This is a genomic window from Caballeronia sp. LZ019, from assembly GCF_031450825.1.
GTDB lineage: Bacteria > Pseudomonadota > Gammaproteobacteria > Burkholderiales > Burkholderiaceae > Caballeronia.
The window spans coordinates 53,847-69,160 of record NZ_JARTVZ010000003.1 but is presented as its reverse complement, the minus strand read 5'-3'; the positions used below and the strand labels follow the sequence as shown (position 1 = coordinate 69,160).

Here is a 15,314-nt window from a genome sequence, read left to right as displayed (position 1 = left end):
AGGGACGGAGACAGACATGACTAGCGGTAGAACCATCGACATCAAGGGCTTCATCGACGAGCGGCCCATCTCCGCCTACCAGTGGCTGCTGGTGGCGCTGTGTTTCCTCGTCGTCACCGCCGACGGCATGGACGTCGCCATCATGGGCTTCGTCGCGCCGTCGATCATCGCGGACTGGCATATCTCGCGGCCCGCGTTCGGCCTCGTGATGAGCGCCGCGCCCATCGGTCTCGTGATCGGCGCGCTCGCGGCGGGGCCGGCATCGGATCGCATCGGACGCAAGGGCGTGCTGATCGCATCGGTGTTTCTGTTCGGCGTGTTCACCATCGCGACCGCGTTCACCACATCGCCGATGAGCATGGCGATACTGCGCGTGCTGACGGGCATCGGCCTCGGCGCGGCGATGCCGAACACGACCACGCTGCTTTCCGAGTACGCGCCGCAACGCAAGCGCGCGCTGCTCATCACGATCATGTTCACCGGCTTCAATCTCGGCTCCGCGTTGATCGGCTTCGTCGCGGGATGGCTGATCCCGGTGCACGGCTGGCGCTCGGTGCTGATCTTCGGCGGCGCATTGCCGCTCGCGCTGATCCCGCTGCAAATCTGGCTGCTGCCCGAATCGGCCCGGCTGCTGGCCGTGCGCGGCGCGACGCAGGAGCGAATCGGCAAGGTGCTCGGCCGCGTATGCGGCGCACGCTTCAACGGCGATGAAACCTTCGTCTCGAACGAGCCGCCGCTGCCGACGAAGAAGCCTATCGGCGTGCTGTTCTCCCACGGCTATGGCGTGCTGACGGCCGCGTTGTGGGTCACGTATTTCATGGGCCTGCTCGTGATCTATCTGCTGACGGGCTGGCTGCCGACCTTGATGAAGGACGCGGGCCTGACCGTATCCGCAGCGGCCAATATCACGGCGATGTTCCAGATCGGCGGCACCATCGGCGCGATCATCGTCGGCTGGATCATGGATCGTGTGCGGCCCGCGCCGGTGATCAGCGCCGCGTATCTCGGCGGGGCGGTATGCGTGCTGGGGCTCGCGTGGATCGGCGCGTTGTCGTCGTCGCTTGCGCTGCTCGTGTTCGCCGCAGGATTCTGCATGAGCGGCGCGCAGACCGGCCTCAACGCCTTCGCGCCGAGCCGCTATCCGACGGTCGCGCGTGCCACCGGGGTGAGCTGGATGCTCGGCATGGGCCGTTTCGGCAGCATCTTCGGTTCGGCGTTCGGCGGCGCGCTGCTCGGTCTCGGTTGGGAGTTCGGGGCCATCCTCGCCATGCTCGCCGTGCCCGCGACGCTTGCCGCCATCGCCATTCTCGTTGCGCAGCGCGGCCGTGCGGAGGAAGCCGCGCCGCAGACCACCGCTGCACATTAGTACGGAGCCACGATGATTATCGACATACACGGCCACTACACCACCGCGCCCAAGGCGCTCGAGGCGTGGCGCAACCGGCAGATCGCCGGCATCACGAACCCATCCGAGATGCCGCGCGTATCGGAACTGAATATTAGCGACGACGAGCTGCGCGAGTCCATTGAAAGCAACCAGTTACGGCTGATGCGCGAGCGCGGACTCGATCTGACCATCTTCAGCCCGCGCGCGAGCTTCATGGCGCATCACATCGGCGACTTCGACGTGTCGAGCACGTGGGCGGCGATCTGCAACGAGCTTTGCTATCGCGTGAGCCAGTTGTTTCCGGACCACTTCATTCCAGCGGCGATGCTGCCGCAAAGCCCTGGCGTCGATGTGTCCACGTGCATTCCCGAACTCGTGAAGTGCGTGGAGCAATACGGCAATGTCGCGATCAACCTGAACCCGGACCCGTCGGGCGGGCACTGGACGAGCCCGCCGCTCTCGGACCGGTACTGGTATCCGATCTACGAGAAGATGGTCGAGTACGACATTCCCGCGATGATTCACGTCAGCACGAGCTGCAACGCGTGTTTTCATACGACGGGCGCGCACTACCTGAACGCCGACACAACGGCGTTCATGCAGTGCCTGACTTCCGACCTGTTCCGCGATTTTCCGACGCTGCGCTTCGTGATTCCGCATGGCGGCGGCGCGGTGCCTTATCACTGGGGACGTTTCCGGGGGCTCGCGCAGGAGCTGAAAAAGCCCTTGCTGAAGGACCATCTGCTCGACAACGTGTTTTTCGATACCTGTGTCTATCATCAGCCGGGCATCGATCTGCTCACGCGCGTGATCCCCGTCAACAACATTCTCTTCGCAAGCGAGATGATCGGCGCGGTGCGCGGCATCGATCCTGAAACGGGTCACTATTTCGACGACACGAAGCGCTATATCGAAGCTGCGTCGATGCAGCCCGAAGCACGCTACAAGATTTACGAAGGCAACGCGCGCCGTGTTTATCCGCGGCTCGATGCGGCGCTCAAGGCAAAGGGACGATAAACATGTTCGAACTCGGAGTGGTGTATCGCAACATCGATCGCGCCGATGGCGACGCGGCCGCAAGACTCGGCGCGCTCGGCGCGGCCACGGTCCACGAAGCGATGGGCCGTGTCGGCCTCATGAAGACCTACATGCGGCCCATCTATGCGGGCGCGCAAGCAAGCGGCACAGCGGTGACGGTCCTCTTGCAACCCGGCGACAACTGGATGCTGCACGTCGCCGCGGAACAGATTCGGCCGGGCGATATCGTCGTGGCCGCGTGCACGACCGACAACACCGATGGCTTCTTCGGCGACCTCCTCGCGACGAGTTTCAAGGCGCGCGGTGCAAGGGCGCTGATCATCGACGGCGGCGTGCGCGACGTGCGCGTGCTCACCGAAATGAACTTCCCGGTTTGGAGCAAGGCGGTCTCCGCGAAGGGCACGGTGAAGGCGACACTCGGCTCCGTCAACATTCCGGTGGTGTGCGCGGGCGCGCTCGTCACGCCGGGCGATGTGATCGTCGCGGACGACGATGGCGTCGTCGTGGTTCCGTCCGCCTCGGCGAAAAAGGTGCTGGAAAAAGCCATCGCGCGCGAGGCGTTCGAGGAAGAGAAGCGCGCGAAGCTCGCGAGCGGCGTGCTCGGCCTCGACATGTACAGCATGCGTGAGCCGCTTGCGCGCGCGGGACTGCGGTACATCGACTGAAGCGGGCGCATGCGATGAACCATACACAGACGCCCATCACCGTCATATCGTCGATGGCCACACGTCACGTGCTGACCGATCTCGCTGACGCCTACGCGCAGCGCGTAACGGTCGAATCAGTGGGCGGCGTGGAAGCGGAGCGCCGCGTGAAAGAGGGCGAGGCGTTCGATATCGTCGTGCTCGCGGCCAATGCGATAAGCCGGCTGGTTGCTGCCGGGCGTGTCGATGCGGCGAGCCGCGTCGGCGTCGCGCGATCGGGCATCGCGGTCGCGATCGCAAAGGGTGCGGCGCGGCCATCGATCGGCAATGAAGCCGCCGTGCGCAGCGCCGTGCTGGAGGCACGCAGCATCGGCTATTCGACGGGTCCGAGCGGCGCTCATCTGATGCGGCTTTTCGAACGTTGGGGCATTGCGGAGACGGTCGCATCGCGTATCGTGCAGGCGCCGCCGGGAGTCGGCGTCGGTGCGTTGATCGCGCGCGGCGACGTCGAACTGGGCTTTCAGCAGATGAGCGAATTGATCGGAGTGGATGGCGTCAACGTGATCGGTCCGATGCCGGCTGCGATTCAGGCGATGACCGTGTTCGAAGGCGCGCTGTGCGAGAACGCGCGAGCCGGGCAGGCCGCGCGTTCCTTGCTTGCGTTCATGCGTGACGCCGATGCGGTGAAGCAGCGGTACGGCATGGAGCCTGTCAGGCTTCCTGCAGCCTGAACGTCTCGACAGCCGTGCGCAACGCCGCCGCCTGATCTTCCAGCGATTGCGCTGCAGCCGCCGCTTCTTCCACGAGCGCCGCGTTCTGCTGGGTCACTTCGTCCATCTGCGTGACGGCGCGTGCAACCTGATCGATGCCGCTGCTCTGCTCTTCCGATGCCGCTGCGATCTCGCCCATGATGTCCGTCACGCGCTGCACCGCGCCGCTTATTTCATGCATCGTGCGGCCCGCTTCATCGACGAGCGCGCTGCCCGACTGCACGCGTTCCACCGATGTATCGATCAGTTCCTTGATCTCCTTCGCCGCCGCCGACGAGCGTTGCGCAAGCGACCGCACTTCGCCCGCGACGACTGCGAAGCCGCGTCCTTCTTCACCGGCACGCGCCGCTTCGACCGCTGCGTTCAACGCAAGAATGTTGGTCTGAAACGCGATGCCTTCGATGATTGTGATGATGTCCGCGATCTTCGCCGAGCTTTGATTGATCTCACCCATCGTCGTGACCACTTGAGACACGACATGGCTTCCCTTGCCTGCAATCTCCGATGCGTTCGCCGCGAGCATGCTCGCCTGGCGCGCATTGTCGGCGTTCTGCTTCACGGTGCCCGTGAGCTGGTCCATGCTCGACGCCGTTTCCTGCAACGCCGATGCCTGTTCTTCCGTACGCGATGACAGGTCGATGTTGCCCGCCGCGATCTGCTTCGTCGCCGATGCAATCGATTCGCTTCCCGAACGAACGGAGCGCACGGTCTCGACGAGGCTCGACTGCATCGTCGAAAGGCCGCGCAGAAGCTGGCCCATTTCGTCGTTCGACGTGACGTTCACCGTGCGGCGCAAGTCGCCGGACGCGATCGCGGTGAACTGCGTGAGCGCGGCATCGAGCGGACGTGCGATCCGTCAACGCAGCGAGAACCATGAATACAGCGCCGCCACCACGCCGAGGAGGATGGCAGCCATGCTCGCGATGCGGAATGTGTCGTACTGCGCCTGTCCCGCCGCGAACGCGCTCTGCGCCTGTTCGAACTGCAGCTTGCGCAGCGCGGCGCCCGTCTTCGCGAATTCGTTGAAGGCGACCTGCATGGCGCTGGCGTCCGCGACGATCTTCTGCTCGTCTTTCGCGCGCACGTCGGCGTAGCCCTGGTCGAGCAGCCTGTACATCTCGATGCGCTGCGCGTTGAACTTGTCGGCGAGCGCCTTCTCTTCCCCTTGTTGCGGTAGCGCGGCGTAGGTGGTCCACGCATCGTCGGAGGTCTTGCGCATCAGCGGACCGCGTGCAATGGCGTCTTCCGCCGCGCTCGTGCCGACGTTGAGCGCGGCGCGGTCGAAGCACAGACGCTCACGCGCCACGAACATTTCGGCATTCCCCAGCGATACCGCGCTCGGCATCTGATTGGAAAAGAGCTCGTGCGTCAGCGTGTTCGAGCGCGTCATGCCGACGAGCCCGATGAGGCCAACCGCGATCAGAAGCGCGCTCAGCAGCGTCATGGCCAACGCCAGCCGGCCCTTGATAGTCGAAAACATGTCTTCCCCAAAGTGGCTGCATCGCGTCGTTCCCGCACCGGCTGCGATGCTGCGCCAGGCGCGCGGCCGAGGAAATCCATCGGATTCCGTAGATAACGACGCCCGCGCCGCGCTCTTTAGTCGAGGAAAACACTTAAGGATGGAAGCGCACGATCGATCGTCATTTCGCGTATTCGTCGTGACGCTTCCACCAGTTGCCCGTTTCGTTGCGGCCCTTCGGCGCGCGGTCGAGCCATTGATACATGCCCCATAGCGCATCGAGGCCGCGCGCGTAAGCCGAATACGTGTGATAGACGACGCCGTCTTCGAAAGCGAACGCGCTCATGCCCGGACGATCCCGCGTGAAGCCGGGCGCATCGGTGCCGCAATCCGCAGCGAAGGCCTTGACCGGCTCGGGGGCGTCTGTCATGTCCATCGCGTGTTCGCCGCGTGCATAGTTGTATTCGATATCGCCCGTGCGCTGCTGCGCTTCGGTGAACGACACGTTGAAGTCGTAGTTGAACTCGCCGTCGTGTGCGGATGCCCACGGGAACGTCCATCCCATGCGCCGCTTGTAAGCTGCGAGCTTGTCGATTGGCGCACGCGATACCGCCCACAGCGCGACATCGTGATGCGCAAGATGAATCGCGAAGCCGTCGAAGCTGTCCGCAATCGACGAACACGAAGGGCATCCGGCGCTCCAGTCGGGCCCGAACATGAAGTGATAAACGAGCAGTTGCGAACGGCCGCCGAAGAGATCGGCGAGCGTGGCGTCGCCCGCTTCCGTGTCGAAGCGATAGCGCTTGTCCACGCGAACCCAAGGCAAACGCTGCCGCTGCTGCGCGAGTTCGTCGCTTCGTCGTGTCAGTTCTTCTCCGCCTTGAGCAAATCGAGCCGCGCGGCAAGCCAGTCGCCGCGTGTTCCGGTGATGTGCGTCGTCATGTTGCGTGCTCCCTCGTGCGCCGGGTGAAAGATCGTCGCGATGCATGGTGTTAGATTACTGCGAGGCATGGCAAGCGGGGAGTGACAAGCGTGGCGCGATTCGCATGGACTCGTTGATTACCGCGGCGGCGCGCGCGCTCGCGGCCGGTGATCCGCTCGGCGCGCTGAATCGCGTCGCGTGGCGCAACGATGCCCCCGCGCTCGCGTTGCGCGGCATCGCCATGGCGCAGCTCGGCGACTTCGCGCGTGCGAAAGTGCTCATCAAGAGCGCGGCCCGTGCATTCGGCGCGAAGGAAGCCGTCGCTCGGGCGCGGTGCATCGTCGCGGAAGCGGAGATCGCGCTTGCGTCGCGTGAGCTTGCGTGGCCCGCGAAGGCGCTCGACCATGCGCGCGCGATGCTCGAAGCACACGGCGATCATCTCAACGCGACCCATGCGCGCACGCTCGAAGTGCGGCGGGCGTTGCTGATCGGACGCATCGACGAAGCGGAACGCATGCTGGGCGCGATCGATTCCGCCGCGCTGCCGGCTGCGCTGCTCGCATCGCATGAGCTGATGGCGGCGGGGATCGCGATGCGCCGCGTGGAAGCGAAAGCCGCGCGCCGTGCGCTTGCCCGTGCGCGCGAGGCCGCGTGCGCTGCCGGCATTCCCGCGCTCGTTGCAGAAATCGAAAGCGCGCGGCATAGCCTCGATGCGCCCGCCGCACGAATCGTCGCTCACGGCGAGACGCGGCTCTTGTCGCTCGATGACGTGGAAACGTTGTTCGCGTCGGATACGCTCATCGTCGATGCATGCCGCAACATCGTGCGCGATGCTCATGCGCTCGTCTCACTGACGAGGCGTCCCGTCCTCTTCGTGCTCGCGCGCATGCTCGCGCAAGCGTGGCCTTCCGATACGCCGCGCGAGGCGCTCATCGCCCGTGCCTTTCGTATCGGGCGCGCGGACGAGACGCATCGGGTGCGGCTGCGTGTCGAGATGGGCCGCTTGCGCGCGATGCTGCGCCCGGTCGCGGAACTTCGCGCGACTCGCGATGGCTACGCGCTCACGCCGCGTCATGCACGGGCGGTTGCCATGCTCGCGCGCCCGGTCGATGACGACCACGCATCGCTTCTCGCCTGTCTCGCGGATGGACAGTCGTGGTCCAGTTCCGCGCTCGCACTCGCGCTCAATGCGAGTCAGCGCACGGTGCAGCGCGCGCTGGAAGGGCTGGCGTCGGCGGGCAAGGTGCAATCGTTCGGACGGGGACGCGCGCGCCGCTGGATGACCCCGCCGATGCCGGGATTCACGACGGCCTTGTTACTCCCCGCCGATCTCACGAGCGGCTAGCATCGACTCATGCATCGAGCCGATGCAGGCGAGCGAGGACAGACACATGAAACATGCGAAAGCAGAAATCATCCGTGAATATGGGCCTTTTCCGGGTGTCGAAGCGGTGCACGGCCTGACTTACGATGGCCACGCGGTCTGGTTCGCCGCCGGCGACAGCCTGAACGCACTGGACCCGCAGGGCGGCGCGCTGCAACGCAAGATCGACGTGCCGGCTCATGCAGGCACCGCGTTCGATGGCGAGCATCTGTATCAGATCGCCGAAGACCGCATCCAGAAGATCGATCCGCGAACGGGCCGCGTGCTCTCGACGATTCCCGCGCCTGGTGGCGGATCGGATTCGGGTCTTGCATGGGGCGAAGGCACGCTGTGGGTCGGGCAATACCGCGAACGCCGCATCCATCAGATCGATCCGGCAAGCGGCGACATCTTGCGCACGATCGAATCGAATCGCTTCGTGACAGGCGTCTCGTGGGTGGACGGCGAACTCTGGCACGCGACATGGGAGGGCGACGAGAGCGAGCTGAGGCGCATCGACGCGCGGACGGGCGAGGTCATCGATCAGCTGGACATGCCCGAGGGGGTGACCGTGTCGGGACTGGAATCCGACGGGGGCGACCGCTTCTTCTGCGGCGGCGGTCGCAGCGGCAAGGTGCGCGCCGTGCGCAAGCCGAAGGCATAGCGGCGCCAGCTTACTCAAGACTTTTCGATCCGCGCCGTTAAGGAGCAAAGCGCTTCACGTGCGGTCACGTCGGAAAGGAATACAGCGGTGCAGGAAAGAGCGAGCGATTTTCTCGGGACCATCGGTGAAACCGTCGCCCGGCGATTTCCGTATGTCGAGTGCATGCGCCGCTTCGATGCGTTCGCGCTGGCAATGCTGGGCGTCGCGCTCGTGCTGTCGATGACGCCGTTTCTCCCGCTGCCGTGGAGCGTGCTGCTCGGCGCGGCGGCGGCGGGCGTCATCACCGTCATTCATCTGATGTTGCAGTGGCGCAGGCAGATTTTCGTCGCGCAGCAGCTTTCGAACGGACTGCTCTCGATTGCGGAAGACTGCCTGAAGCTGCTCGATCCGGAAGGCCGCGTCGTATGCATTTCCGATGTCGGCCGCAAGCTGATCGGCGCCGACTGCGCCGGCGAAGTGGTCGGCGTCAACTGGCTCGCGCTCTGGGACGGCCCGGATGCGCGCGACGCCTTCGAGCGCGCGAAAGCGGGTGAATCTACCTCGTTCTCAGGCTCCTGCCGCACGATGACGGGCTCGCTGAAATGGTGGACGTCGAGCTTCGCGCCCGTGTATGGCGAAGCGGGCCGCGTGGTGTCGGTGCTGTGCAAGTCGCGCGATATCACGGCGGAAGTCGCGCTCATCGACGAATTGAGCGGCAATGCACGCGTGCAGAAAGACATGGAAGATCACGTCGATGCGGTCTTCTGGACCACGACGCATGACTTTCGCGAACTGCTGCATGTGAGCTCGGCGTTCGAGCGCATGTGGGAAATGCCGGTGGCTGCGCTCGAAGCCGAAAAGACCGCGTGGATGCAGCGTGTGCACACAGACGACCTGTCCGGCCTGCGCAACAAGATGCGCGAAGCCGTGAACACGGGCGCGCCTTCGCAGAGCTATTTCCGTCTTTGTCTGTCCGGCGATCGCACGCGCTGGGTGCGGGCGGACATCTATCCGGTGAACGAGGACGGCGCGGTGTCGCGCGTCGTGAGCGTATGCGTCGATGCGACCGAGGAGCGCATGCGTCTGCAGGAGCTGCATCGGCTTGCGAATACGGACAGCCTGACAGGCCTGCGCAATCGCAACGCCATGACGGATGCGCTCGTCGAACGCTGCGCGTCCGGCGAACCGTTCGCGTATCTGTTCATCGATGTCAACCGCTTCAAGTCGATCAACGATACCGCCGGCCACGATGCTGGCGACGCGGTGCTCAAGGCCATCGCGCAGCGCATTGCCGATGCCATTCCCGAAGGCGCCGTCGCCGCGCGTCCCGGCGGTGACGAGTTCACTGTGCTCCTGCCGGGCCAGTTCGATCAGCCGAGAATCGAGCGCGCATGCAGACGGCTTGCGCTCGCCTGTCATCGGCCTATCAAGCTCGGCTGCCGGACCGTCACGATGACCTGCTCGACGGGCGTCGCGCTGTATCCCGAGCATGGCCGCACGCCGGAGCATCTGTTCATCAGCGCGGACATGGCGATGTATGCCGCCAAGCGCGCGGGCCGCAATGCGTTTCGCGTGTTCGGCGAAAGCGAGAAGGGCGATCTTGCGCGCGCGCATCTCGAATCCGAATTGCACGACGCGATACGCGCCAATCAGTTTCTGCTCCACTATCAGCCGCAGTATCGCGTGGATACCGGCGCGCTCGTCGGTGTCGAAGCGCTGTTGCGCTGGAATCATCCGCAACTGGGGCTCATATCGCCGGGAGAGTTCGTGCCGGTGCTGGAAGAGAGCGGATTGATCGTCGAAGCGGGGCACTGGATCATTCGTGAAGCCGTGCAGGCGGCTGCACGGCTCGCCGCCGCGGCGCCCGATGTCCGCTCGGTCGCGGTGAACGTGTCGCCGAAGCAGTTCCGCGATCCGCGTCTCGTCTCCGTGCTCATGCACGCGATGAAGCGCAGCGGCATCGGTGCCGACCGCATCACGCTGGAAATTACGGAATCCGCACTAATCGAGAATGTCAACGATGCGCAGGACGTGCTCTCGAAGATACGCGAAATGGGCGTGCGGATCGCCATCGACGATTTCGGCACGGGCTATTCGAGCCTGAGTTATCTCGCGCGTTTCCGGCCGGATGTGCTGAAGCTCGACAAGTCTTTCGTCAACAACATCGCCACCGACGCGATGATGCGAACGGTCGTCGAAGGCGTGATCGATCTTGCACACAAGCTCGGCGTGACCGTCGTCGCCGAAGGCGTCGAGACGGGGGAGCAGCTCGAGCGCCTGAGAGACGCGCGCTGCGACAAAATGCAGGGATTCCTGCGCGCGCGGCCCGTGGCGCTCGATGCGTTCATGGACGACGTTGCCTGCGCCGGGAGTCCGGCGTAAGTCCTTAGTGCGACGGCTCGTAGTGCGTGGCGCTCGCCTTGTCGTGCGTCGCGTACTTCTCGATCATCGTCGCGCTCGCACGATTCAGCCCCGCGATATCCACCGCAATGCCGTTGCGCCGGAACTTGTTCACGATGCGGTCGAGTGCATCGATTGCGGTGATGTCCCAGAAGTGCGCGTGCGAAAGATCGAGCCGCACCGAGCGCACCGGCTCCTTGAAATCGAACTCGGAAACGAAGGCTTCGGACGAGGCGAAGAACACCTGCCCGCGCACCGCATAACGCCGCTCGCTCGCCGCTTCGTCCAGTGTCGAATCGACGACCAGCACTTGCCGCACCTTCGACGTGAAGAAGAGCGCGCTCAACAAGACGCCGACGAACACGCCCATCGCGAGATTGCCTGTCGCGACCACCACGACGACCGTTGCAAGCATGACCACCGACGAGCTTTTCGGATGCGTGCGCAGGTTCGCAATCGAGCGCCAGCTGAACGTGCTGATCGATACCATGATCATCACGGCGACGAGCGCGGCCATCGGAATCTGCTTGACCCACGGCCCGAGAAACACGACGAGCACGAGCAGCAACGCGCCCGCGACGAAGGTCAACAAGCGCCCGCGTCCGCCCGACTTCATGTTGATGACCGTCTGGCCGATCATCGCGCAACCGGGCATGCCGCCGAGAAAGCCTGCGGCGATGTTCGCGCAGCCCTGGCCACGGCATTCGCGATCCTTGTCGCTCGGCGTATCGGTGTAATCGTCAACGATGGCCGCCGTCATCAGCGATTCGAGCAGGCCGACGATAGCGATCGCCACGGAATACGGAAAGACGATGCGCAGCGTGTCGAGCGAGAAGGGCACCTGGGGCAGCCCGAAAACCGGCAGCCGGTCGGGGAACGCGCCCATGTCGCCGACGGTGCCCAATTGCAGGTGCAATGCCATCGATATGGCCGTCAACACGATGATGCACACAAGCGGCGACGGCACTGCCTTGGTCACGCGCGGCAGCAGGTAAATGATCGCGAGGCCGCCGGCGACCATTGCGTAGACGTACCACGGCGCGCTCTGCAATTGCGGCAGTTGCGCAAGAAAGATCAGGATGGCAAGCGCGTTGACGAAGCCCGTGATGACGGAGCGCGACACGAAGCGCATCAGCGCGCCGAGCCGGAGCATGCCCGCGCCGATCTGCAGGATGCCCGCGAGGATGCCCGCAGCGAGCACGTATTCGACGCCATGCGCCTTCACGAGCGATGAGAGCAGGAGCGCGACCGCCCCCGTCGCCGCGGAGATCATGCCGGGCCGGCCGCCCGCGATGGCCGACACGATTGCGATGACCGACGCCGCATACAGACCGACCTTCGGATCGACGCCCGCGATGATCGAGAAAGCGAGCGCCTCGGGAATGAGCGCAAGCGCGACGACGGTGCCGGCCAGCACGTCGCCGCGAATGTTCGAGAACCATTCCTCGCGCAGCGTATGAGTTTTCATAGGGATGAGTCCGGCGAGACGGCCGAAACGAAGGGAAAGCGGAAGAGGCGTGATTTTAACCGATCGGTGCAAACCCTGAGGCCGTGCGCGGGCGGCTGCCGCAAACGTTTCCCCCGACAGGAACGGCGCAGAAGATCATGAATGGCGGGACGCGAGGCGACCGCATGTTCTCGCGTCACACGGATGCCGGCACGAGCCCCACATCTTCTGATCGTTTAAGATACCCCGCCTCACTGATCGACCTGTCAAACGCGGAGTGTGCTCATGATTCAGCCCGGCAACGTATTCAAGGATAACCTCGCTCAACTGCCCCCGATCGAAGGCATCCAGCGCATCGATCTCGTCGATGGCGAAGGCGCGGTGCTCGCCAGCATCGAGAACAAGCCGGGCAAGCAGGGCTCGCTTGCGGTGTATCACTATCTGAAGCAGGCATTCGGCACGCTGGATTCAAAGGCCGCCGAGCATGGCCTCGCGGTGTTCGCCGAACATACGTCGGATGCGCGCAACCGCCCGGGGGCGCATCCGAATGTCGATCGTCTGCTGGAGATCGCAGCGGGCGGCGAGGCGTTGAAGATCGATGTAGTCGGCGCTGCCTGAACCTGTCAACAAAAAAACGGCGGCCCGTTGCGGCCGCCTTCGACATCGGGCTACAGAAGCCTTATCGCAACTGCACCCGCTCGATCTTCTTCACGATGACGAGATAGCTGAACACGGTGATCAACGCATTGACGCCGACGAACGCGAGCGCCCCGTTGAACGAACCGGTCTTTGCAACGAGATAGCCGATCACGATCGGCGTCACGATGCCCGCGATATTGCCGAACATGTTGAAGATCGAGCCCGAGAGACCGATGGCTTCCTTCGGCGATGTATCCGCGACCACGGCCCAGCCCAACGCGCCGATACCCTTGCCGAAGAACGCGAGCGACATCAGCGCGACTACGATCCAGTCGGTGTTCACGTAGTTGCAGCCGATGATGCACGACGACAGCAGCATGCCGCCGACGATCGGCGCCTTGCGCGCGACGGTGAGCGAGAAGCCGCGCCGAATCAGCGAGTCCGACAGCACGCCGCCGAGCACGCCGCCCGTGAAGCCGCAAATGGCGGGCAGGGATGCGATCAGCCCCGCCTGGAGGATCGTCATGTGACGCGCCTGCACGAGATAGATCGGGAACCACGTGAGGAAGAAGTACGTCAGCACGTTGATGCAGTACTGCGCGAGATACACGCCGAGCAGCATGCGATTCGTGAGCAGTTGCTTCACAACCGGCCAGCCGACCGGATTGCCTTTGTCGGTGTTGCCCGCACTGCGCGCACGCTGGTGTCCGCGCACGAGGCCGCCGCCTTGCTCGATGTAGTCGAGCTCGTTGCGATTGACGCGCGGATGATCGGCGGGATTCTTCATCACCGAGAGCCAGACGATCGCGAGCATCAGGCCGGCCACGCCCATCACGATATACACATGATGCCAGCCGAACGCATGCGTGAGCCACGCCATCAATGGCGTGAAGACCACAGCAGCGAAGTATTGCGCCGAATTGAAAATGGCCGATGCCGTGCCGCGTTCCTTCGTCGGGAACCAGCTTGCCACGACCTTCGCGTTGGCGGGAAAAGCCGGCGCTTCGGCCGCGCCCATCATGAAGCGCAGGACGAACAATGCAGTGACGGCCGCGGCTGCGCTGCCGAGCAAGCCGATCGCACTTTGCAGCAGCGTGAAAAGCGACCACAGAAAGATGCTGGCCGCATACACGCGGCGTGCGCCGAAGCGGTCGAGCAGCCAGCCCGCCGGAACCTGCGATAGTACGTACGCCCAGCTAAACGCCGAGAAAATATAACCCATGCGGATAGCGTCGAAGCCGAACTCGGCGCGCATGGCCGCGCCCGTCACCGACAAGGTGGCGCGGTCCGCGTAGTTGAACGTCGTAATGGCGAAGATCAGCAACAGAATGACGTAGCGCACCTTCGTGCGCTTCATGACGTCGGCGGGATTGGCGGTGCGGTAGAGCGACATCAACTTCTCCTCGTCTCCAGTGCTTCCTGCACGAAGGGCCGCATGAGCGGCCCTTTCGTTGCGGGCGCGCGTGACTGTCTGCGCGCCTGTTGCGGTGCTCGATGCGAAGCGCGCTTATTGCGAGCCGAGCTTCTTGATGAGCGCGTCGAGCTGGCCCATCTCTTCTTCGGTCAGGTCGGTCAGCGGCGCGCGCACCGGACCTGCGTCGTGGCCGACGAGCTTCGCGCCCGCCTTGACGATGCTCACCGCATAGCCCGCACGGCGGTTGCGGATCGCGAGGTACGGCAGGAAAAATTCGTCGATCAGCTTGCCGGTGGTCTCGTGATCGTTCGCGGCGATCGCGCGATAGAAGTCCATCGCCGTCTTCGGGATGAAGTTGAAAACCGCCGACGAATAGACCGGCACGCCGAGCGCCTTGTAGGCGGCGGCATAGACTTCCGCCGTCGGCAGGCCGCCGAGGTACGAGAAGCGGTCGCCCAGGCGGCGGCGGACGGTGACCATCGCCTCGATTTCACCGACGCCGTCCTTGAAGCCGATCAGGTTCGGGCAGCGGTCCGCGAGTCGCTCGAGCATGTCGGCGTTGAGCTTGGAATTCGCGCGGTTATAGATGATGACGCCCATCTTCGGCACGGCCTTGCAGACTTCCTCGGCGTGCGCCGCGATGCCTTCCTGCGATGCTTCGGTCAGGTAATGCGGCATCAGCAAGATGCCTTGCGCGCCGTTCTTCTCGGCTTCCTGCGCGAAGGCGATGGCCGTGCGCGTCGGGCCGCCCGCACCGGCAAGAATCGGCACCTTGCCTCGGCACACTTCGGTAGCCGTGCGGACGATCTGCGAATATTCAGGTTGCGTCAGCGAAAAGAACTCGCCCGTGCCGCCCGCCACGAAGAGCGCCGACGCGCCGTAGGGAGCCAGCCATTCGAGGCGCTCCGCGTAGGTATCGGCGCGGAAGTTGCCTTGCGCGTCGAAGTCGGTCACGGGGAACGAAAGCAGGCCTTCGGAAACGATTTGCTTGAGTTCTTGCGGTGTCGTCATGATTTGATGTCTCGGTGAGGAGCGTGCGGCAGATGCAGCGCTTATAGGTCATCGTACAACATGACTTTGCGACGGACAAGCAGAACGCGAGCTTCGCTGTAAAATCAAGGGTAAATACTGAGCAACGGCCGTCCGTTATGTTGTAGGATGACATAACTCTAGAAGTCGGCTCAAACG

General features: G+C 64.1%; 11 protein-coding genes and 2 pseudogenes. 8 read left to right on the top strand and 5 right to left on the bottom strand.

Features of this window, described 5'->3' with window-relative positions; genetic code table 11:
• Window positions 1-16 precede the first annotated feature (16 nt).
• The 4 genes from P9255_RS08795 to P9255_RS08780 are packed head-to-tail and all read left to right on the top strand — an operon-like array spanning window position 17 to window position 3,800.
• A complete protein-coding gene (locus P9255_RS08795; protein ID WP_309767419.1) occupies window positions 17-1,366 on the top strand; it encodes an aromatic acid/H+ symport family MFS transporter in 1,350 nt (449 codons plus the stop codon).
• Between the two features lie 12 nt (window positions 1,367-1,378).
• Window positions 1,379-2,404 (top strand): amidohydrolase family protein, encoded by a 1,026-nt coding sequence (locus P9255_RS08790; RefSeq protein ID WP_309789376.1) that lies wholly within the window; start codon window positions 1,379-1,381, stop codon window positions 2,402-2,404.
• Between the two features lie 2 nt (window positions 2,405-2,406).
• Window positions 2,407-3,090 carry a 4-carboxy-4-hydroxy-2-oxoadipate aldolase/oxaloacetate decarboxylase gene (gene ligK / locus P9255_RS08785; RefSeq protein WP_309767423.1) on the top strand — a complete coding sequence of 228 codons (684 nt, stop codon included), beginning with the start codon at window positions 2,407-2,409 and terminating at the stop codon, window positions 3,088-3,090.
• A gap of 14 nt (window positions 3,091-3,104) precedes the next feature.
• Window positions 3,105-3,800 (top strand): substrate-binding domain-containing protein, encoded by a 696-nt coding sequence (locus P9255_RS08780; RefSeq protein ID WP_309789375.1) that lies wholly within the window; start codon window positions 3,105-3,107, stop codon window positions 3,798-3,800.
• On the opposite strand, the pseudogene P9255_RS08775 reads toward P9255_RS08780, so the two are convergent.
• Both P9255_RS08775 and P9255_RS08770 read right to left on the bottom strand, forming a co-directional pair.
• Window positions 3,781-5,319: pseudogene (locus tag P9255_RS08775) on the bottom strand (methyl-accepting chemotaxis protein). The gene P9255_RS08780 and the pseudogene P9255_RS08775 sit on opposite strands and share 20 nt — an antisense overlap.
• 160 nt (window positions 5,320-5,479) lie before the next feature.
• Window positions 5,480-6,240, bottom strand: a pseudogene (locus P9255_RS08770) (DUF899 domain-containing protein).
• 104 nt (window positions 6,241-6,344) lie between these two features.
• Here P9255_RS08770 and P9255_RS08765 point away from each other — a divergent pair.
• The 3 genes from P9255_RS08765 (at window position 6,345) to P9255_RS08755 (ending at window position 10,608) form a co-directional block, all read left to right on the top strand.
• Window positions 6,345-7,565, top strand: a complete 1,221-nt coding sequence (locus P9255_RS08765; protein WP_309767429.1) for a helix-turn-helix domain-containing protein — start codon at window positions 6,345-6,347, stop codon at window positions 7,563-7,565.
• 46 nt (window positions 7,566-7,611) lie between these two features.
• Entirely contained in the window at window positions 7,612-8,247 is a 636-nt protein-coding gene (locus tag P9255_RS08760) for a DUF5074 domain-containing protein (RefSeq protein ID WP_309767430.1), read from the top strand.
• A gap of 87 nt (window positions 8,248-8,334) precedes the next feature.
• A complete protein-coding gene (locus P9255_RS08755; protein WP_309789374.1) occupies window positions 8,335-10,608 on the top strand; it encodes an EAL domain-containing protein in 2,274 nt (757 codons plus the stop codon).
• A gap of 4 nt (window positions 10,609-10,612) precedes the next feature.
• On the opposite strand, the gene P9255_RS08750 is transcribed toward P9255_RS08755, so the two are convergent.
• Window positions 10,613-12,094: a SulP family inorganic anion transporter gene (locus tag P9255_RS08750; RefSeq protein ID WP_309789373.1), complete on the bottom strand. Its 1,482-nt coding sequence runs from the start codon at window positions 12,092-12,094 to the stop codon at window positions 10,613-10,615.
• Window positions 12,095-12,358: 264 nt separating this feature from the next.
• Between P9255_RS08750 and P9255_RS08745 the strand changes: the two genes are divergently transcribed.
• The gene (locus tag P9255_RS08745; RefSeq protein WP_309789372.1) at window positions 12,359-12,691 is read left to right on the top strand and encodes a DUF2322 family protein; all 333 of its coding nucleotides are present in this window, start codon (window positions 12,359-12,361) and stop codon (window positions 12,689-12,691) included.
• 61 nt (window positions 12,692-12,752) lie between these two features.
• Here the strand turns inward: P9255_RS08745 and P9255_RS08740 are convergent, their stop codons facing one another.
• Window positions 12,753-14,105 carry an MFS transporter gene (locus tag P9255_RS08740; protein WP_309789371.1) on the bottom strand — a complete coding sequence of 451 codons (1,353 nt, stop codon included), beginning with the start codon at window positions 14,103-14,105 and terminating at the stop codon, window positions 12,753-12,755.
• A gap of 114 nt (window positions 14,106-14,219) precedes the next feature.
• A complete protein-coding gene (gene kdgD / locus P9255_RS08735) occupies window positions 14,220-15,137 on the bottom strand; it encodes a 5-dehydro-4-deoxyglucarate dehydratase (protein WP_309789370.1) in 918 nt (305 codons plus the stop codon).
• Window positions 15,138-15,314: the final 177 nt, after the last annotated feature.

Coding starts and splice junctions, on each gene's coding strand:
- P9255_RS08750 (WP_309789373.1), bottom strand. CDS start 12,094: ATGAAAACTCATACGCTGCGCGAGGAATGGTTCTCGAACATTCGCGGC.
- P9255_RS08745 (WP_309789372.1), top strand. CDS start 12,359: ATGATTCAGCCCGGCAACGTATTCAAGGATAACCTCGCTCAACTGCCC.
- P9255_RS08765 (WP_309767429.1), top strand. CDS start 6,345: ATGGACTCGTTGATTACCGCGGCGGCGCGCGCGCTCGCGGCCGGTGAT.
- P9255_RS08780 (WP_309789375.1), top strand. CDS start 3,105: ATGAACCATACACAGACGCCCATCACCGTCATATCGTCGATGGCCACA.
- P9255_RS08795 (WP_309767419.1), top strand. CDS start 17: ATGACTAGCGGTAGAACCATCGACATCAAGGGCTTCATCGACGAGCGG.
- P9255_RS08760 (WP_309767430.1), top strand. CDS start 7,612: ATGAAACATGCGAAAGCAGAAATCATCCGTGAATATGGGCCTTTTCCG.
- P9255_RS08790 (WP_309789376.1), top strand. CDS start 1,379: ATGATTATCGACATACACGGCCACTACACCACCGCGCCCAAGGCGCTC.
- ligK (WP_309767423.1), top strand. CDS start 2,407: ATGTTCGAACTCGGAGTGGTGTATCGCAACATCGATCGCGCCGATGGC.
- kdgD (WP_309789370.1), bottom strand. CDS start 15,137: ATGACGACACCGCAAGAACTCAAGCAAATCGTTTCCGAAGGCCTGCTT.
- P9255_RS08740 (WP_309789371.1), bottom strand. CDS start 14,105: ATGTCGCTCTACCGCACCGCCAATCCCGCCGACGTCATGAAGCGCACG.